This is a genomic window from Telluria sp. LT1R51-2, assembly GCF_059685775.1.
Genome location: NZ_JCASIM010000001.1, coordinates 1,341,230 through 1,364,797, shown reverse-complemented (window position 1 = coordinate 1,364,797; position 23,568 = coordinate 1,341,230). Strand labels below are relative to the sequence as shown.

Sequence of the window (23,568 nt, the reverse complement as noted above, 5' to 3'; positions counted from 1 at the left end):
GTAGCCAATCTACCAGATGACTTTGTTGCCGTGAAATAATTTGAGTCTTCCAGAAATAAAATGTCGCTGCTATAATGCGTGCCTCGGGCGGCTGTAGCTCAGCTGGATAGAGTACTTGGCTACGAACCAAGGGGTCGTGGGTTCGATTCCTGCCAGCCGCACCAGAAAATATGAAGGGCCAGATCGCGAGATCTGGCCTTTTTTCTTGGCGCAGTCAACGTTATCTGTTGATGACGCCGACGGCGATGCGGAACAATTGTTCTGCGGTACTTACCCTGCCACCATCCAGGGCCCAGCGCCAGCCCAGATAATTGCGCAGATAGCGTGAAGCCACGCCGCGAAAATCCAGAAGCCACGCCTTGAAACGCCCCTGATACGCGTTCACGTTCTGTACGTGGATGGCGCGGCTACCCAGGTGCCTGGTGCGCACCCCGGCACGCAGATTGACCACTTCATGCGCAATTTGGTGCTTGCGTGAAAAGGCGCGATAGCCGGCATGGCTGTCGGTGACCAGCAGCGCCTGCGGGTCGAGCCGGGGCAGCAAGTCGCGTTCAAGTTGCGCAGCCGTCAGTGCCCCTCGTCCAGTGACCGCGTCGATGGTGTTGCCGTTGCGGTCGCGCGCGACCAGTATGCAATCCAGATGCCGCGAAATGCCACGCATGGCGGTGCGCCCACCTCGCCGGCGCGGCGGCCGGTCGAGCGTGCGGGACCCTTTTTGCGATTCCAGCAGGAACGTCTCGTCGGCCTCGACAATGCCATTCAGGGATGCCGGTCGGTCAAACTTGACCCAGTCGAGGAAGCGATGACGCCAGCGGAAGGCAGTATTGCGGTGCACGCCGATGCGATCCGCCCCCTTGCGCACCGACAGTGTATCGAGCAACACCTGAGAATACGCGAGCCATTTGGCTTTGAGCCTGAGCCGTGCCAGCGGCGTACCGCTCAGGTCGTTAAACGTGCGACCGCAAGCGCAGCAGCGAAAACGCTGCAGATCGTTGGCAAATCCGTGCCGGTGGCAACGTTCGTTATGACAGCGGGGACAGCGGCGACCTGGTCCTCTGGCCTCAGCAATCAATGCCACTACCTGATCGAGCCCGGCTGCAGGATACAGGGCGTCGAGCACTTGCCGGCGCTGCAGTCCGTTCAGCGAGGGCAACCTGGCGAACCAGTTCTTGAAACGCGGCGCTTTCATGATCGACTCCTGACGCTGGGGACAGGGTTGGACCACGAGGCTGCTCTTCAGTTCAAAGCGCTCCTCTATTTAACGTTGACTGCGCCTTTTTCCGGGGCGCCGTTTGGTACTGACAATGACGCGTGAATAATCAGTCTTTGCAAGATGCTCACGGCCCGCTATAATGCTCGCATTGGGCGGCTGTAGCTCAGCTGGATAGAGTACTTGGCTACGAACCAAGGGGTCGTGGGTTCGATTCCTGCCAGCCGCACCAAACCTTTTCAAGATAAGGGCACTTCGCAAGAAGTGCCCTTATTGCATTTGGGCTCGTGTCACACGCTATTCCCAACAGGCTCCCCGACGATGATCACGTTTCATCCCCAACCTGATGAGCACGGTGCGCCGGTGCGTCTCGCGCACCCATCGACGCCAACGGCGATCGTCACCTGGCATGACCATTCCAGCATCGCCACCGTGACCCCGCTCGGCGCCCTGCCGCCGTCCTTGAATGACACGCCGTTTGCGCCGTGGCTCGATATCCCGCTCAGCACCGCTGACTGGCAGACGGTTGCCGGCCAGGCTGCCATCGACGAGCCGCCCTTCGCCGTGCCGGCGGCGTTCGCGCCTGCTGCGGGCGTGGTGATCGTGGAAGACGATGGCCGCGTGTGGGCCGTGGCGCCGTCAAACCGTTTTGGCGGATATGACGCAACCTTTCCCAAAGGTCGTGTCGACCCCGACATCAGCCTGCAGGCGACGGCCATCCGCGAGGCGTTCGAGGAATCCGGCCTGCGCGTGCAGATCGTCCGGCACCTGGTCGACTGCCGGCGCACGCAGACGATGACGCGCTACTACCTGGCGCGGCGCCTGGGCGGCAATCCGGCGCTGATGGGCTGGGAAAGCCAGGCCGTGCACCTGGTGCCGCTGGCGCTGCTCGAGACAGTCCTGAACCACCCGAACGATGGGGTGATCATCGATGCTCTGCGCCGCTTGCCTGGCAGCGAAACCGGGGCTACGACGGCGTCGGCAAAATAATCTCCCCACAGGTGTTTGCCAAGATCACCTCACCCCGCTATAATGCGTGCCTCGGGCGGCTGTAGCTCAGCTGGATAGAGTACTTGGCTACGAACCAAGGGGTCGTGGGTTCGATTCCTGCCAGCCGCACCAAAGTTTCAAAGAGAATGGCTCAGAAGAAATTCTGAGCCATTTTTCTTTTGCGCACGAGTTTGATCGCGTGTTTGAAGCCGTTGCCACAACTATACGCACGCGACCACACTGAAACACGGCAGACTTTGCCAATTCGGCACATGCTGCTATAATGCGTGCTTCGGGCGGCTGTAGCTCAGCTGGATAGAGTACTTGGCTACGAACCAAGGGGTCGTGGGTTCGATTCCTGCCAGCCGCACCAAAGTTTCAAGAGAATGGCTCAGAAGAAATTCTGAGCCATTTTTCTTTGCGCCCTGGTTTTTCACGCTGCCGCCGCCATCACCACGCCATCCGGAAGACAGGCTTGCCCTGCCCTCCAGACGATGCGGCGCGCTCAGGTACGCAGCTTTTTGATGATGCTGCGGCTACCCAGGATTTCCTCGATCTGCTCGAAGCGCACCGGCTTGACCATGTGATGGTCGAACCCGGACTCGAACGCCAGTTGGCGGTCTTTCTCCTGGCCCCAGCCTGTGACCGCAATCAGCACGGTCAGCGCACCGGTCGGCAGCTTGCGGATGCCGCGCGCCAGGTCGTAACCCGACATGTGCGGCAGGCCGATATCCAGGAACGCGTAGTCCGGACAGAAGCGCGCAGCCGCTGCCAGCGCGTCGGGCCCGTTGTGCGTGATGACCACGCTGTGGCCCATGGCCGTGAGCAGCGCGCCGATGCTGTTGACGAAATCCACGTTGTCGTCGGCCAGCAGGATACGGTAGCTTTCGGCGCTGATGAAGGCCGCCGGCGTTGGCTTGGTGGGCGGCTCCGGCTCGACCACGATCGGCAGGCGCACCACGAAGCGGCTGCCGTGGCCGAGGCCTTCGCTGTGCGCGGTGATCGTGCCGCCATGCAGTTCGACGAGCTTGCGCGCCAGCGACAGGCCCACGCCCAGGCCGGCATTGCTGCGCTCGAGCGTCGAGTCGACCTGCACGAACATGTCGAACACCGAGTCGAGCATCTCCGGCGCCAGCCCGATGCCGGTATCGGCCACTTCGAGGATCAGCGTGTTCTCGTCCACCTCGCCCTTGAGCACGACCCGTCCGCCGCGGTTGGTGTACTTGGCCGCATTGTTGAGCAGGTTCGACAGCACCTGGGCCAGACGCGTCGCATCGCCGTGCAGGAACACGGGGCGGTCGGGCAATTCAAGCACCAGCTCATGGCCGTGCAGCTCGATGTACGAGCGCACCACTTCCAGGGCATCGTTGACGACGGCCTTGAGTTCCACGCGGCCCATCTTGATCGTAAACTTGCCGGTATTGATGCGCGAGACGTCCAGCAGGTCGTCCACCAGACGCACCATCTGGCGCAGCTGGCGTTCCATGATGTCGGTCGCGCGCTGTGTGGCCTGAGCGTCGCCGCTGCGGATGCGCAGGATATCCAGACCCGTGCGGATCGGGGCCAGCGGATTGCGCAGTTCGTGCGCCAGCGTCGCGAGGAACTCGTCCTTGCGACGATCGGCCAGGAGCAGCGCGCCTTCGGCTTTCTGGCGCACGTCCATCTCGTGCTCGAGCGTGCGGTTGGCCGTCTGCAGCGCGTCCGATCGCCGGCCGATCTCGGCCAGCATGTCATTGAAGGCTTCGACCAGCACGCCGATCTCGCCTTTTTCGTGGCCGGGCACGCGCAGGCTGAAGTCGCGGCGCAGCATGACCTGGCGCGCGATGTCGGTCACCGCTTCGAGCGGGTGCGTGATCGATGCCTGCAGGCGTGACGCCACGACGGCGGCAATCACCAGCGCGCCCAGCAGCACGCCGCCAAGAATGGCGCCATAGCTCAGAGCCCGGTCCAGCACGCCATAGCGCGAGCGCAGGTAGACGGTGCCGACCCGCTCGCCGTTTTCGACGATGTCGTGGTACAGGACGACTTCACCGCGCTCGATGCGGTAGCCGGCCGGCTCGGGCCGCTCGGGCAGGTTGGCCTTGACGCCGGTGCGCACATACGTGGCAAAGCGCGTGCCGTTGGCCGTGAAGACGGCGGCGGCCACGATCTGCGGGCGCACCCGCAGCAGGGTCAGGCTTTGTGCCACGTCGGCCGGATCGTTGAACGAGACCGCAGGCGCGGTGACACTGGCGACGATATCGGCCTGGGTAGTCAGGTCATCGATCCAGTAGCGCTGGAAGGTACGCAGGTCGAGCAACAGCATGGCGATTCCCGCGCACAGCAACGCCACTGCGGTGGTGGACACCGCCATGAGGATCAATTTGCTGCGCACGGAGCCGGTATCGTGCATTGACATCATGAGGCTCCTTTTTGCACGCGGTTCGCCACCGTCAACAGGCGCGAACTGAGCTTCACATTCTTTTTCTCCGCCGCATCAAGTGACACGTCAAAACGGACCCGATCGTCGATGATCGTAAAATTGATGACGCTGCCGCTGCGCAGCCCACCGTCGCATTCGGTCACGGTCAGCTGCGCATTGGCTGCGCGCAGCAGGCGCGCGGCGCGCGCATCATCCTGGCCGGCGACGAACAATACATGCAGCGGCTGCGCCAGATCCTGCTCGCGCAGCGCGCGCACCGTGATCATGCGGCCGGTCACCAGGCGACCCGCGGCAATCCGCGTCAGTTCGGCGGCCATGTCGTCGGCGCCAACCACGCCAATGCTCACGGGCGTGGACGCATCGGCGAACGAGCCGGCCGGAAAATCGGCATAGCCGAGAAATTTGTACAGGAACGCTGCCTTGACGCGTCGTTCGAGCGCCGGCGCAGTGTCGACGCCGACGGCATGCACAGGCATGCCGAGACCTGCCAGCAGCGGCAGCATCAAGACCCGGCACACCTTGCGGCGCTGCGGACAATCTGGCTGGTTGTTAGTCATGAAATCCATTCGCACGTCAAAATCGCAGCGTGGCGCTGGCAAACACGGTGCGCTCGAGCAACTGGCGACTGCCTGCCGCGACGAATTCGGCGTGGCGGGCGTGCAACAGGTTGCGCCCGACAAGGGCGAGCTCGAGCTCGGGACGCACTTGCCACGCGAGACGCGCGTCGAGCTCATGATAACTTGGCACGGCCAGCTGCGGCAGTCGCGCGACGTAACGAAGTGAAAAATCCGCCCATACACGCTCGCTCAGATCGTGCGCGCTGCGCAGGGTCCAGGTCAGGTTGGGGTCATTGCCACCCAGGCCGGACAACCCCGTGGTGTCGCGACTGGCCGGCTCGCGCCCCATGTCCACGTCTTGCAGCACGCCGCCGGCGTGCAGGCGCCAGCCACGGGCGGCTTGCCAGCTGGCCCAGAATTCGAAGCCGCGCAGATTGCCCTTGCCCAGGCTCTCGATGACGTAGGGCAACCGTATGCCGGGCGTTGCCGGCTCAAGGGAGCGCAGCCGCTCGAAGTCGGTATAAAACAGTGTGGCCGAATACGACAACGTCGGCATGGGCTGGGCACGGAATCCCACTTCGGCCACGCGCGCGGTTTCCGCCACCGTATCGGCGCCGCCGGCGATCAGGAACTGGCGCGGCGACGCCGGATTGATGACAAACAGGTCGCGGTCAATGCGCGACGGCGCGCGCACCGTGCGCGACAGCGCTGCCCACAGCGTCGCACGGTCAGTGGCGTCCCATGCCAGGCGCAGATTCGGCAGCAACTCGCTGCCGGTATACACATTGTGCTCGACACGCATCCCGGCCACGGCGCGCAGGTTCGGGGTCAGGGTCAGCTCATCCTGCGCGAACAGGTGCGACCAGCGCAGGTCACGGTGTGCCGGCGTGAAACGCAGGACAGGACCGCCGTCGATCTGGTCGCGGCTATTGCGATATCCGCCGCCCCAGGTGACGCCGTGCGCACCGAAGCGCACCAGATGCTGGGCCTCGATGTCGACGGTATCGATCTGCTGCATGCCCACACCCGGCTTGTTGCGACGCGTGTGGTCAAGCCATGCATGCAGGCGGACTTGGCCGGCAGCGGCGAGGTCGCGCTGGAGTTCAGCCCGCAGATTGGCGCCGGACATCGTTCCGCTCGACAATAAGGACGTGTTGCGCAGGCGCCCGTCATACACGTCGCCACTGAGCGTGACATCGTTCTGGCTGCCCTCCCAGTCGAGACGAAAGCCCGCCTGTTCGCGCGCCATGCGGTTGTCGGCGCTCGAGCCCGGCGCGCTGCGGTCGGCCTCGATCCGCGCCTGCCTGGCATACACGCGCCAGTGCGGCCCGTTCTCGAACTGGCCGCCATAACGCACGCCGGCGCCGTATTCATCCGGCCCGGCGTGGGCGGTGACTACCCCGCCATGGGTCTCGGCCGCGCTGCGTGTGATGATATTGATCACGCCATTGACGGCATTCGTTCCCCACACGGTGCCACCCGGCCCGCTGACCACCTCGATGCGTGCGACGTCTTCCAGTGCCACATCCTGCATTTCCCAGACGACACCGGAAAACAACGGCGAATAGACGCTGCGGCCATCGATCATGACGAGCAGCTTGTTGGCTTGGGGCGAGAGGAACCCGCGCGCGCTGATCGCGTACTCATGGGTATTGATGCGGGCGACCTGGAGATTCGGCGCCAGGCGCAGAACCTCCGGCAACGTGGTGGCCCCCGAGCGGGCAATATCCGCTGCGCTGATCACGAACACCGATGCTGCTGCGCGCGCCAACGGCTCGCTCTGGCGCGATACGGATGTCACGGCGATATCGGACAGTTGTTCGAGCGAGTAGTCAGCCCAGGACAGCGGCGCCGAGGGGGATGCACCCGGCTCGTCATGCGCGCGCGCATCAGGGGAATAAGCGGTCGACAACAGGGCAGCTACGACGCAGGCGTACAACGGAGAAAAAGGCATAGTTGCCATCGTAGAACATTTTCTCGCTCGCACCAAGTGCGCACACACCACAACGCTGCGCTTGACAACACCTGGGGATATTGATTAAAGCAATGACAGTTATTGGTAATATAAATTGGACTGATTTGACGCAATGCAGCATGATTGCACTGTCTCCTCTATTCTCCTTCCCGGAAATAGATTTAGCCCACTTCCCACGAAGTGGGCTTTTTTTTTGCCCGCGCCGGATGCGCGATGCGCGTCGTCTTGTGCCTTCCCCCCATGAATCCGCAGGGCCTGTTGACGGCAACCCTGAGTGGGCATGGGCGCACGTTTGCCCGAGCAGGCGCAGGCCGTTTGGTGTAGGATGCCGCCCATATTTTCGTTTTTACAACAATCCATGCCAGACTTCGACCTTTCCGCCCGGAGCACCGCCTCCTACGACTGGAGCGCGACCGCTCTGGGCGACGCCGCCCGCTGGCCTCTGCCACTGCGGCTGTGCAGCGATCTGTTGCTCAATTCGCCGCTGCCCACCCTGCTGGTGTGGGGACCGGAAACGGTCCTGGTGTTCAACGAGGCGTACGCCGCGCTGGCCGGTCCTGCCTATGGCCGCGTGCCGGGTGGCTCGGTACCGCCGGTGATGCCGCCACCGCTGGCTGCGGCCGGTCCGGCGCTGGCTGCGGCCTGGCGCGGTGAAGCCGGCGTGCTGGCCGACACCGCCCTGACCTTCCGCCGCCTCGATGGCAGCGCGGACAACCGGTTCGACCTGCGCCTGTCGCCGGTACGCGACGAGACCGGCGCCGTGCGCGGCGTGCAGATCGTGCTGGCCCCGGCCACCGCGCAGCCGGTCCCGGACGTGGTGGACGACGCTGGCCTGCGCATCCTCGTCGTCGAAGACAACGTCGACTCGCAGTACCTGGTGTGCGAAATGCTCAAGGCCTTCGGCCACGAAGCCGATGGCGTGGCGCATCCGGACGATGCACTGACGCTTCTCTCGCAACAACGCTATGACGTGCTGTTTTCCGACGTCAGCCTGCCAGGCATGTCCGGTGTCGAGCTGGTGCAGCGCGCCATCAACGACGATCCGGCACTGTCGATCATCTTTGCATCCGGCTACGGCGACACACTGCTGCGTCACCTCGAGTTTCCGTATCAGTCACTGCAAAAACCCTACGAAATCGACCAGTTGCAGGATGCGCTGGCCAAGGTAGTGCGTCAGCCGGGCCGACGCTGACCCGAAGGCGCAACGGTCCGCACTCACAAAGTGTGGGTCGAACGCGCCCGGCTGGTCTACAATGAAACGCATCCTGCCCGGCTTCGGGCGAATGGCACCCCGGCATGAACCCTTCATCACAACACGTCCGCCGCATCGCGCGCCACCTCCGGAGGCAGGCATGAGCATTGCCCGCGACGTGTCCGGCCAGGACCTGGTTGCCGCGCAACAGGCGCTCCAGCGCGCCACCGAGCGCATGGAAAACATGCTCGAAAGCCTCACCGACGGCTTTTGCGCGGTGGATCGCGACTGGAACATCACCTACATCAACGGCCGCGCCCTGCAGATGGTCGAGCCGCTCAACAAGCGGCGTGGCGACCTGGTCGGGGCCAGGCTGTGGGACGAGTTCGAAGACCTGCACGGCACGACGGTCGCCCTCGACTGCGTGCGCGCGATGGAGCAGCGCGTTACCGTCAATCGCGAATTCTATTACCGCCGCCTGAATGCCTGGCTCGACATGCGGGTCTACCCGTCCCCCGAAGGCCTGACCCTGTATTTCCAGGACATCACGGCGCGCAAGCTCGACCAGCAGGCACTCATCGACAACAACAACCGCCTGCAACTGGCGATCGCCGCCGGGCGCCTGGGCGACTGGCGCTGGGATGCGGCCACCGATCGCGTCACGTTCGGCGCGCGCGCCGCCCAGATCCTCGGCCTGCCGGCGGACGTCGCGCTGGCCTGGCCAAGCCTGCGCGGGCGGCTGCAACCCGAAGACCGCAAGGTGGTGCGGCGCGCCGTGCTCACCGCATTCTCGCAAGGCACCGACCTCGACATCGAATGTCGGCTGCTCGCGCGCGGCACTCCGGCCGGCGGGACGGCGCACTGCGTGGCGCTGGTCGGCCGGCCCGATTACGCCAGCGCCGTCGACGGCGGCGGCGTGCTGGGCATGACCGGCATGGCGCAGGACATCAGCGCGCGGCGCGCGGCGGACGACCATCTGCGTCAGAGCGAAGAAGAATTGCGCGCACTGGCCAATACCATCCCCCAGCTGGCGTGGATGGCCGATCCCGACGGCTCGATTGTCTGGTTCAACGAGCGCTGGTACGAATACACGGGCATCACGCCGGAAGAATCGACCGGCTGGGGCTGGCAAAAGGTGTACGACCCGGCGGTGCTGCCGGCTGTGCTCGAACATTGGGATGAATCGGTACGCACCGGCACCGCATTCGAGATGGAATTTCCAATTCGTGGCGTCGACGGCAATTTCCGCTGGTTCCTGACCCGGGTCGAGGCGGTGCATGACCGCGACGGCAACGTAGTGCGCTGGTTTGGCACGAACACCGACGTCGACCAGGTCAAGCGCGCCGAGCAGGCGCTGCGCGACGAGTCGCACGTCCTCGAACTGCTCAACAGCACTGGCAGCATGCTGGCCTCGACGCGCGATCTGCGCTCGGTGATGCAGGCGGCCACCGATGTTGCCGGCGGCGTCTGCGGCGCGCGCCATGCCGCTTTTGTCCATTACGGCCAGGATGGGGACGGCACGCTGTATTCGCTCCACACGCTGTCGGGCGCCTCCTCGGCCCAGTTCCAGGATTTTGCCGAACCGGGCGCCAGCGCACTGTTCGGCCCGGGCCTGCGCTCCAAAGGCCTGCAGCGCGTGGCCGATCTGGCGGCCGATCCGGTCAGGGCCGAAGGCGCCTTGCAATTCGGCCTGGGCGACGCGCATCCGGCGGTGCGCAGCTACCTGACCGTGCCGGTGATGGCGCGCTCCGGCGAGTTGCTTGGTACGATGTTCTTTGGGCACCCGGAGCCGAACGTCTTCACCGAGCGCAGTGAACGCATCGTCAGTGGCATCGCGGCCCAGGCCGCGATCGCGGTCGACAATATCCGCCTGTATGAGGTGGCCAGCCGCGCCGCCGAAGAGCGCAAGGTGCTGCTCGAAAACGAACGTGAAGCGCGCGCCGAAGCCGAGCGCACCAGCCAGATGAAGGATGAGTTCCTGGCCACGCTGTCGCACGAACTGCGCACGCCGCTGTCGGCCATTCTCGGCTGGTCGCAGGTGCTGCGCCGCGGCAGCCGTGATGGCGCCGATCTGCAGCGCGGCCTGTCGACGATCGAGCGCAATGCGCGCGCCCAGGCGCAACTGATCGAAGACCTGCTCGACATGAGCCGCATCACGTCGGGCAAGGTGCTGCTCGACATGCAGACGCTGGCGCCGGGCAGCTTCATCGATGCGGCCATCGAAACGGTACGCCCGGCAGCCGACGCCAAGGGAATCCGCATCGAGCGGCGCTACCCTGAAGGCGTCGCCATCCCGTCCGTCGCCGGCGACCCGGGGCGGCTCCAGCAAGTGGTCTGGAACCTGCTGTCGAACGCCATCAAGTTCACGCCCCGTGACGGGCTGGTCACGATCGAACTCGGTTACCTCGACGGGCAAGTGACCATCACGATCCGCGACACGGGCTCGGGCATCGCGCCTGAATTCATCACCCACGTATTCGAGCGCTTCCGCCAGGGAGATGCCTCGATGACGCGCAGCCATGGTGGCCTGGGCCTGGGCTTGTCGATCGTGAAACACCTGATCGAACAGCATGGCGGCACGGTGCGCGCCGACAGCGCCGGGCCCGGCCACGGTGCCAGCTTCACGCTCGAACTGCCGGCGGCGCTGTCGAGCATGCCGCGGCCTGCCCGCGGCGCCGACACCGGCGCCGACATCGGCATACCATCCGCCGGTCCGCAGCCAGCGCCTGAACCGGTTGTGCGCGACATGCGCGGCATGTCGGTACTGGTCGTGGATGACGATCGTGATGCGCGCGAGCTGATCGCCCGCATCCTGTCCGACTGCCACGCCGACGTGCGCCTGGCCGGCAGCGCGCAGGACGCCATGGCGCAGCTGCGCGCCAGTCCGCCGGACCTCCTGATCAGCGATCTGGGCATGCCCGATGTGAACGGCCTGGAGTTTCTCGCCTGGGTGCGCGCCCTGCCGCGCGACGCCGGCGGCCTGGTCCCGGCCATCGCCCTGACCGCGTTCGCGCGTTCGGAAGACCGCTTGCGCGCGCTGGAGGCCGGCTTTTCGGCCCATGTATCGAAGCCGGTCGAACAAAGCGAACTCATGACGGCAATCGGCATGGTCAGCATGCCGCCAGCCGTACCGTTACTGGCCGAAAACGGACGCGGCCATAGTCGATGATGTTCCTACCTACGGACGCGGCGCTGTCCTACAAGAAATTTTATGGTCCTTGCTACACTAATTAGAGGTAAGGTATCGTTAGATTCCACCCCGAAATGGGGCGCCGCCCAGTTTCGATAAAGAGATAAGCATGCCGAGCAGACAAGACATTTTGAACGCCAAAATTCTGGTGGTAGACGATTCGCCCGACAATATCGAGCTGATGGAAGAGATATTGCGCGAAGAAGGCTACACCTGCGTCAGCTCGACCATGCTGCCGGAGCAGGTGTGCCCGCTCCATCGTGAACACAATTACGACCTGATCCTGCTCGACCTGCAAATGCCGGGCCTGAATGGTTTCCAGGTCATGAAGGGTCTCAAGGAAATCGAACAGGGCGGCTATCTGCCGGTCCTGGCCCTGACGGCCCAGCCAAGCTTCAAGATTGCCGCACTCGAAGCCGGTGCACGCGATTTCATCAGCAAGCCGTTCGACCTGCTTGAGGTGCACAAGCGTATTCACAATATGCTGGAAGTGCGCCTGCTCTACAAGGAGCTGGCCCAGTACTCGAAGGCCCAGCAGGAACTCGCATTGCACGACGCGCTCACCGGCCTGCCAAACCGCCGCCTGCTGGAAGACCGTATCGAGACAGCGCTGCAACATGCCAACCGCACGCATGCCAAGGCCGCGATCATGTATCTCGATCTGGATGGTTTCAAGGCGATCAACGACACCTACGGCCATGCCTATGGTGACGAGATCCTCAAGGCCGTCTCGCAGCGCCTGCTGGCCAGTTCGCGCAAGGAAGATACGGTTGCCCGCCTGGGCGGTGACGAATTCATGGTCGTGCTGGGCGATATTCACGGCCTGGTCGACGCACAGGGTCCGGCCGCCAAGCTGGTCGAATCGCTGTCCGAACCCTTCTTCATCAACGACCTGACGCTGCGCCTGTCGACCTCGATTGGCATCAGCATCTACCCGGACGATGCCGAATCGGTCGATGCCCTGATCAATATTGCCGACTACGCGCTGTACGAAGCCAAGCGCGCTGGCAAGAACCGTTTCTGCTCGCCAGCGGCCAACCGGCAGGCGGCGGCCAAGACCAGTGGTGCGCCCGTGGTCGCGCCCGTGCCAGAACTGGCAACGCCGCATCGCTGAAACCACCCGTTTCGTTACCTGGCTACCGACCGGGGCGCTCGTGCAAGCGAGCGCCCCGGTGTGCTTTTGCGGCTCAATAAATATTGACGGCCCAAACAAAAACAGATCACGGAACCTGCGCTCCGTGACCTGCTCAACTGTTCAACAAAGCCCGCTTAGCGCTTTTCGCCGGGCGGGCAGTCCCGAATCGTGCTGGTCTCTTCGATCGAGCGTGCGTGCTGGTGATCACGCCCTGCGTCAACCATCTCGGGCGGCACTTCGATGCGGGTGATGCCGGCGTCGACCGAAATCGGATCGCTTGCCGGGAACGTCATTTCGACCGCGTCATCGAGCAGCGTCTGCTCGGCATTTTCTTTGCTCGACGATGTCTCGCTGCCCGCAAGCGCCTTGATGGCGACGGCGAACGTGACTGCCTGCAGACTTGCCAGGTCGCCGATGGTTTTGACGCCCAGCGCATCGGCCAGTGCACTGGCCTGCTGCTCGCCGATGCCGCGCAATGCTGACAATGGTGCGTCGGCCAGCTCACGGAACGACTTGCCGCGGAACTGCTCATTTACGATGGTATCAATATTCATGGTGTGTCCTCTCTTATGTAACGCCCCCGTCCTCGATGGAACCGGCTTGTTTTCAATATCGCATGGTGGCAACGGCACGTATGTGCGGCAGCGAACGTCTTGGCAACCACACGATTGATTTCTTTGCCAGATTGCACTTTTGTCACATGAACGATGCGCCTGACCGACGAAGCGCCGCACGGCACTGCTCGCGTACGGACGTAAAAAAGCCGGCCCCGGGAAGGCCGGCCAGCACCGCAACTACACGTTAAACGGCAGCGAGAATTTCATCGCGACGGGCCGCCATCTCAGCGCCCATGGACTCCAGGTCGAGCTTGAGCTTGCGCACTTTCGGGAACATTTCTTCTTCTTCCTCTTCGACGTGGTGCGACACGTATTCGCCCAATACCTTCACTTTGGCGTCGTAGTAGTCGTCGTCCGGCTCGCCCTCTTGCACCTGGGCGATCAGGTCCTTGGCCGATGCGTGCTCGACAAAGGCTTCGTCGAGCATGTCTTCCATTTCCTTGGACGTTTCACGCAGCGCCGGATAGAAAATTTCTTCCTCGATCGACGTGTGCATGATCAGCGCTTCGCAGATCTCGGTTGCCAGCTTTTTCTTGCTGACATTGGCACGATCGCCCAGTTCTTCGTACTTGTCGAACATGTCTTTCACTTCGTCGTGCTGGCTCTTGAGAAGTTCCAGCGCATCCTGCGGGCCGCTCTTTTTGGTCGTTGCTTTGGTCATGGTATTACCCCCGTATTGTTGGTTGAATGATGACTCGTTGGCCACATTGTCAGATTGCGCCTGACGCTCGATCTACACTGTTCGCAACCTCACACTCGGCGAGAACAGAACGAACCGCTCTTGCTGCACCCAATGCGCGACGGATAAATGACAATTGTTGTATGATTTGGGAAACATTTAATCGAGACCCTGATGACTGAACCGGTCCCACCGCATCCCGACCCGGAGCTCGAACGCCTGGTCGCGGCGCGCACTGCTGAACTCTCCGACATGGTGTCCTGGCTGGCCAACAGCTGGGACCAGGAGCGTCGCCAGCTTGCGCGCCAGCTGCACGACAGCCTGGGTTCGTCGATGACGGCCCTGACGATGCACCTTGCCCTGCTTACCCAGCGCCTGCCAGCCGAGGACAAGGCGCTGCGGGACCGCGCTGCGCAAATGAAAACCCTTCTTGGCGGCGTCATCGAAACCAACCGCCAGATGCAACTCGCGCTGTGGAACGACAAGCTCGAATTTTTGGGCTTGCGCACGGCCTTGGCCGAGCTGGTGCCGGAATTCGGGGCCGAGCACGGCATCAAGGCGCACGCCAGCCTGCCCGAGGAAGACGGCGCCTGGTCGCGCGAGCATGCCGTGCTGCTGCTGCGCTGCGCCGAAGAAGGCTTGCGCAATGCGGTCGCCCATGCGCAGGCCACGCGCGTGGACGTGATCCTGGACGACGATGGCGAGATGGCCATGCTGACGGTGCGCGACGATGGCGTCGGCCCGGGCGACGATGCAATGGGTGCCAGCGACCGCCATGGCCTGCGCCTGCTGCGCGAACGCGCCCGCACGCTGGGCGGTAACCTGATCCTGGCGCGCGCCGAGAACGGCGGCGCCATGTTGCAGATGACATTGCCGCGTGAATTGCCGGCCTAGGCACTAACCGGGTCGGACAATATGACAACGGCGGCCAATGGCCGCCGTTGCTATTTCCGTTCTGACAATTACCCGGTCAGTGCAGCTTGACCAGCGGCGTGCTGCGCCGGATCAGGAACCGCGCCACCGCCAGCAGTCCAGTGCGGGTGATGCCCATCACGGCCCGGTGGTGCATCAGGTGCAGGCTGGCATACATCAGGCGCGCGATGCCGCCCTGCACGAACCAGCTCGCGCCACGCAGCGAGCCCATCAGGCTGCCGACACTGGTGTTCTGGCCGACCGACACCAGCGAGCCGTAGTCGCGGTATTCGTACGGCGCAGTCAACGCTGGCTGGCCCTTGTCCATGCGCAGGAACGTCGTCACCAGGTAATCGGCCTGCTGGTGCGCTGCCTGCGCACGTGGTGGCACCGGCAAGCCGTTGCCGTCGATGCAGACCGCGCAGTCGCCCAGCGACCAGATCGCTTTGGCGCCCTTGACGCGCAGATGGGAATCCACGTCCAGTCCACCGCCACGCGCGGTCTGCAGACCGAGCTTGCCGAGCATCTCGGGCGCGCGGATGCCTGCCGCCCACACGCACAGATCGGCCGGATACACGTTGCCATTGGCATCGAGCACCTTGTCGTTCTCGATGCCCGTAACGCGGCAATCGCTGACGACGCGAATGCCGCGCTTGTTCAGCAGGCCCAGCGCCGCATTCGACACGCGCTCGGGAAGCGGCGCCAGGATGCGCGGCGCGCCTTCAAGGATCGTGATGCGCACGTCGCGCTTGACGTCCATGCGCGCAAAACCGTAGCGGGCATACGCGCCCGACGCTTCGCGCAGTTCGGCGGCCAGCTCGACACCGGTCGCGCCGCCACCGATGATGACCACGTCCAGGCCCGTTTCACGCCCTTCTTCGCGCTGCTGTTCGACCGCCAGCATCAGGCGCAGCATGCGCAGGCGGAAGCGTTCGGCGTCCTCGGTCGCATTCAGAGAAATCGAATGTTCCTGCGCGCCCGGCACACCGAAATAGTTCGAGGTGCTGCCGACCGCGATCACCAGCGACGTGTAGGCCAGGCGACGCACCGGCAGCACTTCGTCGTGTTCGGTGGCCGAATACACGGCCCCGATCTCGATCGCCTGGCCGGCCTCGTCCAGCCCGGTCATCGGACCGAGCACGAAATTGAATCCATTGTCGTGCGCGAGCATCGCGTACGACAGACCTTCCTGGTGGATGTCCAGGGTACCCGCCGCAACTTCATGCAGCGACGGTTTCCAGATATGGTACAGGCGGCTGTCGACCAGCGTCACCTTTGTCGGGCCGAGTTTACGGCCCAGTTTGCATGCCAGCTCCAGACCGCCAGCGCCGCCACCCACGATCACGATATCGCTACGCAAGCTTGCCTCCTTCTTGATGCCAAGTCCGGCAACAACGCCGGGCTGATGGCCATCTGAGATTTTACTACGGCAACGTCGCGCACGCTGGCCTGTCCCTACATGTGACGAAAGAGCGCCATGAACGGCTGACTGACTGTCAGCGTCTCGGGCCGGTTGCGCAGCCGGATGATGCCCTTGCCGCTGTCGTCGCGCGTGACGCCCGCGACGGCGCGCAGATTGACGATCGTCGAGCGGTGCACCTGCCGGAACATGGCCGGATCGAGCACCTCGAGCAGGTCGCGGATGGGCTTGCGCAGCAGCGATTCTCCCTCGGCCGTCATGACCACCGTGTACTTCGAATCGGACTGGAAATAGGCGACGTCGTCGACCAGGATCAGGCGCGTCTCAACGCCGCGGCTGACCGTCAGCCAGACCAGCGGCTGGGCGCGTGGGGCCGGCGGCGCGACGCTCTGCAAGCGCGCCAGCAGCGCCGCCAGCTGTGTCGTATCCGCCACACCGCGCGCCAGCCGCTCGCGCAACCGGCCCACGGTCGCGGCCAGGCGCTCGCGCCCGACCGGCTTGAGCAGGTAGTCGACGGCGCCGCGGTCGAACGCGTCGAGCGCGTACTGGTCATACGCGGTCACGAACACGATCTCGGTGCGCAGCCCAGCCGCCAGCACGCTCGAGGCGACCTCCAGGCCCGACAGCCCCGGCATGCGGATGTCGAGGAACGCGACCTCCGGCTGGTGGGTGGCAATGGCGTCGAGCGCGCTGCCGCCGTCGTCGCAGGCGGCCACGATCTCGAGGTCCGGCCACACCTCGCCCAGCAGCTTGACCAACTCTTCCTGCAGCAGGAGTTCGTCTTCGGCAATCACGCAGCGGATCATGGCTGTACCCCGGGCCGCACGCCCGCCCCCTGCAGCGCCAACGGCACCGTGATCGTGGCGGCCACGCCACTGGGGAAATTGGCGACGATGGCAAAGCTCGCCAGGCTGCCGTAGCCCAGGCGCAGGCGCTCGCGCACATTGCGCAGCCCGATGCCGGTGCCGGCGGTCTCGAGCGAGAAACCGCGGCCGTCGTCAGCCACCGTGACGGCCGCCGCATTGTCGATCGCGCGCGCCAGGATCCAGACAGTGCCCCCGCCCGGCTTGGGTTCCAGTCCGTGCTTGATCGCATTCTCAACCAGCGTCTGCAGCATCATCGGCGGAAACACGAGCCGGCGCAGTTCGTCCGGCACGTCGACCTGCAGGGCCAGGCGCGGCCCCATGCGGATGGCCAGGATGTCGAGGTAGGCGCGCGCCCGCTCCAGTTCTTCGCCCAGCGTCGAGGGCGCATCCTCGGTGCGCGGCAGCGAATGGCGCAGGTACTGGATCAGGTTGCCCAGCATGGCGTCGGCGCGCGCCGGATCGGTGCGCGTGAGCACCTGCGCGCTGGCCAGCGTGTTGTACAAAAAGTGCGGTTCGACCTGCGCGTGCAGCAGGTTCAGGCGCGCCACCGTCAGCTCCTTCTCGGTCGCGCTCTCGCGCACGGCCTGCGTTTCGAGGCGGCGCCGTTCGGCGATGCGGCGCGTGATGGCGCGCACGATGGCGTCGGCGTTTTCCAGGTTGCTGCCCTGGTCGACCAGGAACCAGTCGATCCAGGCCGGGTCTTCCGGTTCGCAGATCAAGGTCACGCTGCCGGCCGCGTCGCCATTGGGCGTGATCGTGGCGCGGATCTGGTTGCGCCAGGTCGACAGGCGGGCCAGCGCCGCGCCGGCCGACGCATTGCCGCCATACAGGTCGGTGCGCTCGACCTTGGCGCGCACCTGCAGGCTGTCGCGGGCACTGTCGACAGCGTTGACGCCAGGCAGTTCGCGAATCGCGGCGTCGATCATGTCAAAGGCTTCGCCGGCCTCGAACGGAATCTCGATCTGGCGCCGCTGGCGGTTTGCCAGCGTGGCCGCGTTCACCGTGCCGGCCACCAGCCGCACGCGGCGGGTGTGCGAGAACGCGATCAGGAGTACCCAGCCGGCCAGCGCAAAACCGAACAGCGCGACATACCCCTCGATGTTCAGATCGATCTCGTGCAGCACGGTTTCGCTGACAAAAATACTCAGCGCTAGGTACACCGCGCTCCAGACAAGGACCAGGCGACCGTGGTGGAAGAAACTCGACATCATGATGGGGCTTTCAAGCGTTGAAGAATGTCGCCAGCTTAGGCAAGCCAGGGGTCGCAAAACAGCATTATGCGACGAAGCCGAGGCTGGGCCGACGAAACCGGCCCTGGCGGCATTGTCCAGGTATCGCACAGCGTTGTTACCTGCGCCGGGTGACGAACCACGGCCTGCGCGCCTGACAGCAGGTTTCACTGTTCATCGCGTTCTCGCGCACTTATACTTGCCTGTACTTACACTGCAGAGCAAATGGCTATTTCCTCGTGCGCAGACGCATCCTGCTGTCTGACACGACTGACTCACACGATGTTTTCTTCGATCGCTTTCAAGATTGGGTGACATGGCTGACCAGACCAACGACACGCACGCGTACCTGGTATCGGTACTGATTCCGGCAAAGGACGAAGCCGGCAACATCGGGCATCTGGTGGACGAACTCCATCACGCCCTCGCCGGCCATCTGACGTACGAAGTCGTGCTGGTGGACGACGGCAGCAGCGACGCGACCGGCGCTGTGTTCCTGCAGCATTGCCAGCGGTCGGGTACGCCGGCGCGGCTGATCCGCCACGCACACAGTGCCGGGCAAAGTACCGCACTCTGGACCGCAGCGCGGCATGCCACCGGGCGTTTCATCGTCACGATCGATGGCGATCGCCAGAACGACCCGGCCGACATCCCGGCGCTGGTGGCACAGGGGCTGACCTTGAACGAGACGCACCGGCATTTCTGCATTGCCGGCTTTCGCAAGGACCGGCGCGACACGCGCTGGAAGAAATTCCAGTCGCGCATTGCCAATGCGGTGCGCCGTCGCATCCTCGACGACGGCGTGCCCGATACCGGCTGCGGCCTCAAGCTGGTGCCGCGCGCTACCTGGCTGTGCCTGCCCTATTTCGACCACATGCACCGCTTCGTGCCTGCGCTGGTCAAGCGTCTGGGCGGAGCGATTGCCATCGTGCCGGTGCACCATCGCCATCGTATCGCCGGCATCTCGAAATACACGGCCTGGAACCGGCTGTGGGTCGGCATCGTCGACATGTGGGGGGTCAATTGGCTCATCCGCCGCACCAAGGTGCCGCTGATCGAACGCATGGAAATTCTGCAGTGAAATCCACATTGCGATTGCTGTTCAAGCCGCTGCTGCTGACCGGGGTGCTGACGCTGGGCTTCGTGTCGCTGCATTTCCAGTGGTGGGGCGCGTTCACCGAACTGGATCTGCTGAACCGCCTGTTTCAACAGCAACCGACGATTGCCTGGCCCGTGTTCGCGTTGATCAGCATCGTCTACACCGCGCTTGGTGGGCCGCGCCAGGTGCTCGCTTTTTCCTGCGGCTTGCTGATGGGTGGTTTGCCGGGTGCGTTGCTGAGCACCATCCTGACCGGTTTTGGCGCCCTGCTGGCGATCTTTTGCGTGCGCCACATCGGGATGGCATGGATGCACAAGCGTTACGGCGACCGGGTCGCTTTCATCCGTCAACTATTGGCCGAGGACACGTGGCTGTGGATCTGCACGGTGCGTCTGATGCCGGTCGGTAGCAACCTGGCCACCAATATTGCCGTTGGCCTGGCGCGGCTGAGCACGCCAGCAGTGTTCTGGGGCAGCCTGCTGGGCTACCTGCCGCAAATGCTGCTGTTCAGCTTTGCCGGCGCCGGCCTGGCCCTGCACGACAAGCAGCAACTCTGGATCAGCCTGCTGATGCTGGCGCTGTCCACGGTGCTGGTGCTCTATCTCTACCACCATGGCTTCAAGCAGCGCTTGCAGGAAGTCCGGGGACAACCGCATGCAACACCCGCACGCCCCTACTCTTAGGCAGCACTCGGGCTGGTGGCCGTGGATCGTTGCGCTGACGATGCTGGCCCTGTTCGCCGGCATCGGGCTGCGCGACCCGTGGCCGGCCGACGAACCGCGCTTCGCCCAGGTGGCCCGCGAGATGGTGGAATCGGGCCAGTGGCTGTTTCCCACGCGCGGCGGCGAGTTCTATCCCGACAAGCCACCCATGTTCATGTGGCTGATTGCCCTCTTCTACCAGCTGACCGGACAACTGAAGATCGCGTTCCTGCTGCCCAGTGCGCTGGCCGGCCTCGGCACGCTGTGGCTCGTCTGGGACCTGGGTCGCCGCGTGTGGGGCGAGCAGGTCGGACGTTCTGCCGTGCTTGCCCTCGCGTTCACGCCGCAATTCCTGTTGCAGGCCAAGGGCGCGCAAATCGATGCCGTGGTGTGTTTCTGGATCACGTTCGGCTGCTATGGACTGGTGCGCCACTTCCTGCTCGGCCCCGCCTGGGGCTGGTACGCCGTCAGTTGGGTGGCGATGGCGCTGGGCATCATGACCAAGGGAGTCGGCTTTCTGCCGGCGCTGATGCTGCTACCGCTGGCGCTCTGGCGCCGCCGCGACGACGAATCCGGGCAACCGGTCTGGGGCCGGCGTGCGTGGTGGGCCCCCGCCCTGCTGCTGGGCACGCTTGCGCTCTGGCTGGTACCGATGTGGCTCGTGGTTGAACGCGTCCACAGTCCCGACTTGCTGGCATACCGCGACAACATCCTGCTCCGGCAAACCGTCCAGCGCTATGCCAATGCATGGCATCACATCAAGCCATGGCACTACTACTTGTCGACCGCGCTGCCGAGCATGTGGTTTCCGCTGATCGTGCTGTTCCTGCTGCAACTGCGCACCATCAGGCAACTGTGGCGATCAAACGTGGCGCTGCGCATCTTGTTGAGCTGGGTCGGGCTCGTGGTGCTGTTCTTTTCCGCCAGTCCCGGCAAGCGCGAAGTCTACATTCTGCCGGCGCTGCCGATGTTCGCGCTGGCACTGGCCTGCGTCTGGGAACAGGTGCCGGCCGCGGGCCGCCACACCACGGCGCGTGTGTTGCGCGCAGCGCTCGGACTGATCGGCTTGCTGTTGATGCTGCTGGCGGCGTTGGCACTCGTTGCGCCGGACCGGCTGCCATCGCGCGCGGATGATTACACGGATGCCGTGGTGGCACTGGCGCCGGGCTTGCTGATTCTGGGACTGGCGCTGGCCGGCATCGTCGTGCTGCTGCGCCGGCGCGCGTTGTTCGAACAGCTTGCCCTGGCCAGCGTGCTGGCCTGGCTGTTCATCGGCTTCTGGCTGTGGCCGGCGCTCAACCCGCATCGCACGCCCCGCGCCATCATGCAGCAACTCGAACACCGCATCGGACCCGACACGCAGGTCGGCCTGCTCGAATTCAAGGAACAGTTCCTGTTGTTCGCCGCGCGGCCGCTGGTCCACTTCAGCTACCTGGCGCCACTGGCCGTACAGGAACGGCGCGCCTGGCGCTGGATGCGCGCAGACCCGACGCGCGTGCTGCTGCTTCCCGATCACCTTGCGCTGCAGTGTTTCGACCTGTCGCAGCAACGCGTCCTTGGCGAGGCCCACCGGCGCGACTGGATCCTGCTCGATGCCTCGGCGACGCGTGCGCGCTGCGATGGGTCTGTCGACGCCATAACCTATCGCTACGCCCCTTTGAAACTGGATATCCTGAAGTGATGGCGCGCGCCCGCGCGCCATCGGCCGGCGTATGATGGTTGTTCGCCATCCGGAGGTCTATCATGCAACCACGCACCATTTCCGCCACTGTGCTGACACTGGCCTGCCTGTTGCTCGGCGGTTGCCGCGAACACAATGGGCCGGCCCAGCCGATCGCGCATCCATCTCCAACCACAGCAACCACAGCAACCACAGCAACATCGTCCTGACCCCGCAGCGCCGGGCGTTCCACCCTGCCCGGTCCGCATCACGATGATCGCCATGCCGGCCCCGGCAGGTTAAACTGCGGCCTGTCCATTTTTGTTGCAAGGTTTCCTGCCCATGTCGTTTGCCTCCCTCGGCCTGATCGAGCCGATCGTCCGCACCCTGGACGCCCTCGCCTACCACACGCCCACCGCCGTCCAGGAACAGGCCATTCCCGCCATCCTGGCTGGCAACGACGTGATGGCCGCAGCCCAGACCGGTACCGGCAAGACCGCCGGCTTCACGCTGCCGATCCTGCAGCGGCTCGTCATGGGCGGCAAGGTCGGCAACAACGCGGCGCGTGCACTGATCCTGGTGCCCACCCGCGAACTGGCCGAGCAGGTGCACGAGAGCGTACGCACGTATGGCGAAGGCTTGCCACTACGCTCGATGGTCGCTTATGGCGGCGTCAGCATCAATCCGCAGATGATGACGCTGCGCAAGGGCGTGGATGTGCTCGTCGCCACGCCGGGCCGCCTGCTCGACCTGCACCGGCAGAACGCGGTGCACTTCAACGAAGTGAAAACGCTGGTGCTGGACGAAGCCGACCGCATGCTCGACCTGGGCTTTGCACGCGAACTCGACAGCATCCTGAAATTGCTGCCAAAGAAACGTCAGACGCTGCTGTTCTCGGCGACATTCTCGGACCCGATCCGCGCGCTGTCGAACCAGATGCTGCGCGAACCGGTGCGCATCGAGGCGTCGCCGCGCAACACGACGGTCGCCGCGATCCGCCAATGGATCATCCCGGTCGACAAGAAGCGCAAGGCCGCACTGTTCGTGCACCTGCTCGAACGGCGCGACTGGACGCAGGTACTGGCGTTCGCCCGTACCCGCAAAGGGGTCGATGAACTGGTCGGTCTGCTCGAATCCAAGGGCATCGCAGTGGACTCGATCCACGGCGACAAGCCACAGCCGGCGCGGCTGCGCGCGCTGGACCGGTTCAAGGCCGGCGAGGTGCGCGTGCTGATCGCCACCGACGTGGCCGCGCGCGGCATCGACATCGATGACCTGCCCGCCGTGATCAATGTGGATTTGCCGATCGTGGCCGAGGATTACGTGCACCGCACCGGCCGCACGGGCCGCAAGGGCGCGAGCGGCGAAGCGGTGTCGCTGGTGTGCGCCGACGAAGTCGAGCAACTGGCAGCGATCGAGGTGCTCACGCGCCAGACGCTCGAACGCGTGGAAGAGCCTGGGTATGCACCGGAGCACCGGGTACCAGTAACCGATGCGAAGGGCCAGATCGTCAAGAAGCCGAAAAAACCCAAGAAGCCCAAGGGCAATGCACCCGTGGTCAGCGAGGACGTGCGCTTCCGGCGTTAAGAGTGCCTGAAAACACCGTTCGACATACTGCCAACAGATGAGCGAGCAGGCACGTGAGAGAAATGCCTGGTGGATGTCTGCTCATCGCTGATGTCGTGTGCACAGTCTGCGAAAGCGGTGTAGCCAA

At 64.3% G+C, this 23,568-nt stretch carries 18 protein-coding genes and 4 tRNA genes; 13 read left to right on the top strand and 9 right to left on the bottom strand.

The genetic code is table 11. The annotated features are described in order from the left end of the window. Positions 1-87 precede the first annotated feature (87 nt). Positions 88-164, top strand: a tRNA-Arg gene (locus tag AC56LH_RS06145). A gap of 56 nt (positions 165-220) precedes the next feature. Here AC56LH_RS06145 and AC56LH_RS06140 read toward each other — a convergent pair. After that, complete coding sequence (locus tag AC56LH_RS06140) at positions 221-1,189, bottom strand: IS1595 family transposase (RefSeq protein WP_499644872.1); 969 nt, start codon at positions 1,187-1,189, stop codon at positions 221-223. A 176-nt stretch (positions 1,190-1,365) separates the two neighbouring features. Between AC56LH_RS06140 and AC56LH_RS06135 the strand changes: the two genes are divergently transcribed. From AC56LH_RS06135 to AC56LH_RS06120, 4 genes are all read left to right on the top strand, one after another. Continuing rightward, positions 1,366-1,442 (top strand) — tRNA-Arg (locus AC56LH_RS06135). An 89-nt stretch (positions 1,443-1,531) separates the two neighbouring features. After that, the gene (locus tag AC56LH_RS06130) at positions 1,532-2,200 is read left to right on the top strand and encodes an NUDIX hydrolase (protein WP_499644870.1); all 669 of its coding nucleotides are present in this window, start codon (positions 1,532-1,534) and stop codon (positions 2,198-2,200) included. A 55-nt stretch (positions 2,201-2,255) separates the two neighbouring features. Then, positions 2,256-2,332 (top strand) — tRNA-Arg (locus AC56LH_RS06125). Positions 2,333-2,496: 164 nt separating this feature from the next. After that, positions 2,497-2,573, top strand: a tRNA-Arg gene (locus AC56LH_RS06120). Positions 2,574-2,705: 132 nt separating this feature from the next. Here AC56LH_RS06120 and AC56LH_RS06115 read toward each other — a convergent pair. Genes AC56LH_RS06115 through AC56LH_RS06105 form a run of 3 tightly spaced genes read right to left on the bottom strand, consistent with a single transcriptional unit; the run spans position 2,706 to position 7,133 of the window. After that, entirely contained in the window at positions 2,706-4,601 is a 1,896-nt protein-coding gene (locus AC56LH_RS06115; protein WP_499644868.1) for a sensor histidine kinase, YfiR-like protein-associated, read from the bottom strand. Further along, positions 4,598-5,179 (bottom strand): TOL_0243 family YfiR-like periplasmic protein, encoded by a 582-nt coding sequence (locus tag AC56LH_RS06110; protein WP_499644866.1) that lies wholly within the window; start codon positions 5,177-5,179, stop codon positions 4,598-4,600. Before AC56LH_RS06110 ends, AC56LH_RS06115 begins: the two co-directional genes overlap by 4 nt. Positions 5,180-5,195: 16 nt before the next feature. Then, the gene (locus AC56LH_RS06105; RefSeq protein WP_499644864.1) at positions 5,196-7,133 is read right to left on the bottom strand and encodes a TOL_0244 family TonB-dependent receptor; all 1,938 of its coding nucleotides are present in this window, start codon (positions 7,131-7,133) and stop codon (positions 5,196-5,198) included. A 379-nt stretch (positions 7,134-7,512) separates the two neighbouring features. Between AC56LH_RS06105 and AC56LH_RS06100 the strand changes: the two genes are divergently transcribed. From AC56LH_RS06100 to AC56LH_RS06090, 3 genes are all read left to right on the top strand, one after another. Beyond that, complete coding sequence (locus AC56LH_RS06100; RefSeq protein ID WP_499644862.1) at positions 7,513-8,346, top strand: response regulator; 834 nt, start codon at positions 7,513-7,515, stop codon at positions 8,344-8,346. A gap of 160 nt (positions 8,347-8,506) precedes the next feature. Next, the gene (locus AC56LH_RS06095) at positions 8,507-11,515 is read left to right on the top strand and encodes an ATP-binding protein (protein WP_499644860.1); all 3,009 of its coding nucleotides are present in this window, start codon (positions 8,507-8,509) and stop codon (positions 11,513-11,515) included. Positions 11,516-11,645: 130 nt separating this feature from the next. Next, positions 11,646-12,650 carry a response regulator gene (locus tag AC56LH_RS06090; RefSeq protein WP_499644858.1) on the top strand — a complete coding sequence of 335 codons (1,005 nt, stop codon included), beginning with the start codon at positions 11,646-11,648 and terminating at the stop codon, positions 12,648-12,650. A gap of 155 nt (positions 12,651-12,805) precedes the next feature. Here AC56LH_RS06090 and AC56LH_RS06085 read toward each other — a convergent pair whose 3' ends face one another. Further along, on the bottom strand, positions 12,806-13,225 hold the full coding sequence (locus tag AC56LH_RS06085) for a hypothetical protein (protein ID WP_499644856.1): 420 nt from the start codon (positions 13,223-13,225) through the stop codon (positions 12,806-12,808). A 247-nt stretch (positions 13,226-13,472) separates the two neighbouring features. After that, positions 13,473-13,949 carry a hemerythrin domain-containing protein gene (locus tag AC56LH_RS06080; RefSeq protein ID WP_499644855.1) on the bottom strand — a complete coding sequence of 159 codons (477 nt, stop codon included), beginning with the start codon at positions 13,947-13,949 and terminating at the stop codon, positions 13,473-13,475. Positions 13,950-14,141: 192 nt separating this feature from the next. Between AC56LH_RS06080 and AC56LH_RS06075 the strand changes: the two genes are divergently transcribed. Continuing rightward, positions 14,142-14,861, top strand: a complete 720-nt coding sequence (locus AC56LH_RS06075; protein WP_499644853.1) for a sensor histidine kinase — start codon at positions 14,142-14,144, stop codon at positions 14,859-14,861. A 76-nt stretch (positions 14,862-14,937) separates the two neighbouring features. On the opposite strand, the gene AC56LH_RS06070 is transcribed toward AC56LH_RS06075, so the two are convergent. From AC56LH_RS06070 to AC56LH_RS06060, 3 genes are all read right to left on the bottom strand, one after another. Beyond that, the gene (locus AC56LH_RS06070) at positions 14,938-16,239 is read right to left on the bottom strand and encodes an NAD(P)/FAD-dependent oxidoreductase (RefSeq protein ID WP_499644852.1); all 1,302 of its coding nucleotides are present in this window, start codon (positions 16,237-16,239) and stop codon (positions 14,938-14,940) included. A 95-nt stretch (positions 16,240-16,334) separates the two neighbouring features. Beyond that, on the bottom strand, positions 16,335-17,105 hold the full coding sequence (locus tag AC56LH_RS06065; RefSeq protein ID WP_499644850.1) for a LytR/AlgR family response regulator transcription factor: 771 nt from the start codon (positions 17,103-17,105) through the stop codon (positions 16,335-16,337). Continuing rightward, entirely contained in the window at positions 17,102-18,376 is a 1,275-nt protein-coding gene (locus AC56LH_RS06060; protein ID WP_499644848.1) for a sensor histidine kinase, read from the bottom strand. The genes AC56LH_RS06065 and AC56LH_RS06060 overlap by 4 nt, the downstream gene beginning before the upstream one ends. A 334-nt stretch (positions 18,377-18,710) precedes the next feature. Here AC56LH_RS06060 and AC56LH_RS06055 point away from each other — a divergent pair, with 334 nt between their 5' ends. The 4 genes from AC56LH_RS06055 (at position 18,711) to AC56LH_RS06040 (ending at position 23,441) form a co-directional block, all read left to right on the top strand. Then, a complete protein-coding gene (locus AC56LH_RS06055) occupies positions 18,711-19,475 on the top strand; it encodes a glycosyltransferase family 2 protein (protein ID WP_499644846.1) in 765 nt (254 codons plus the stop codon). Next, the gene (locus AC56LH_RS06050) at positions 19,472-20,176 is read left to right on the top strand and encodes a TVP38/TMEM64 family protein (protein ID WP_499644844.1); all 705 of its coding nucleotides are present in this window, start codon (positions 19,472-19,474) and stop codon (positions 20,174-20,176) included. Before AC56LH_RS06055 ends, AC56LH_RS06050 begins: the two co-directional genes overlap by 4 nt. Further along, entirely contained in the window at positions 20,148-21,875 is a 1,728-nt protein-coding gene (locus tag AC56LH_RS06045) for an ArnT family glycosyltransferase (protein WP_499644842.1), read from the top strand. The genes AC56LH_RS06050 and AC56LH_RS06045 overlap by 29 nt, the downstream gene beginning before the upstream one ends. Before the next feature lie 321 nt (positions 21,876-22,196). Beyond that, complete coding sequence (locus AC56LH_RS06040; protein WP_499644840.1) at positions 22,197-23,441, top strand: DEAD/DEAH box helicase; 1,245 nt, start codon at positions 22,197-22,199, stop codon at positions 23,439-23,441. Positions 23,442-23,568 lie beyond the last annotated feature (127 nt).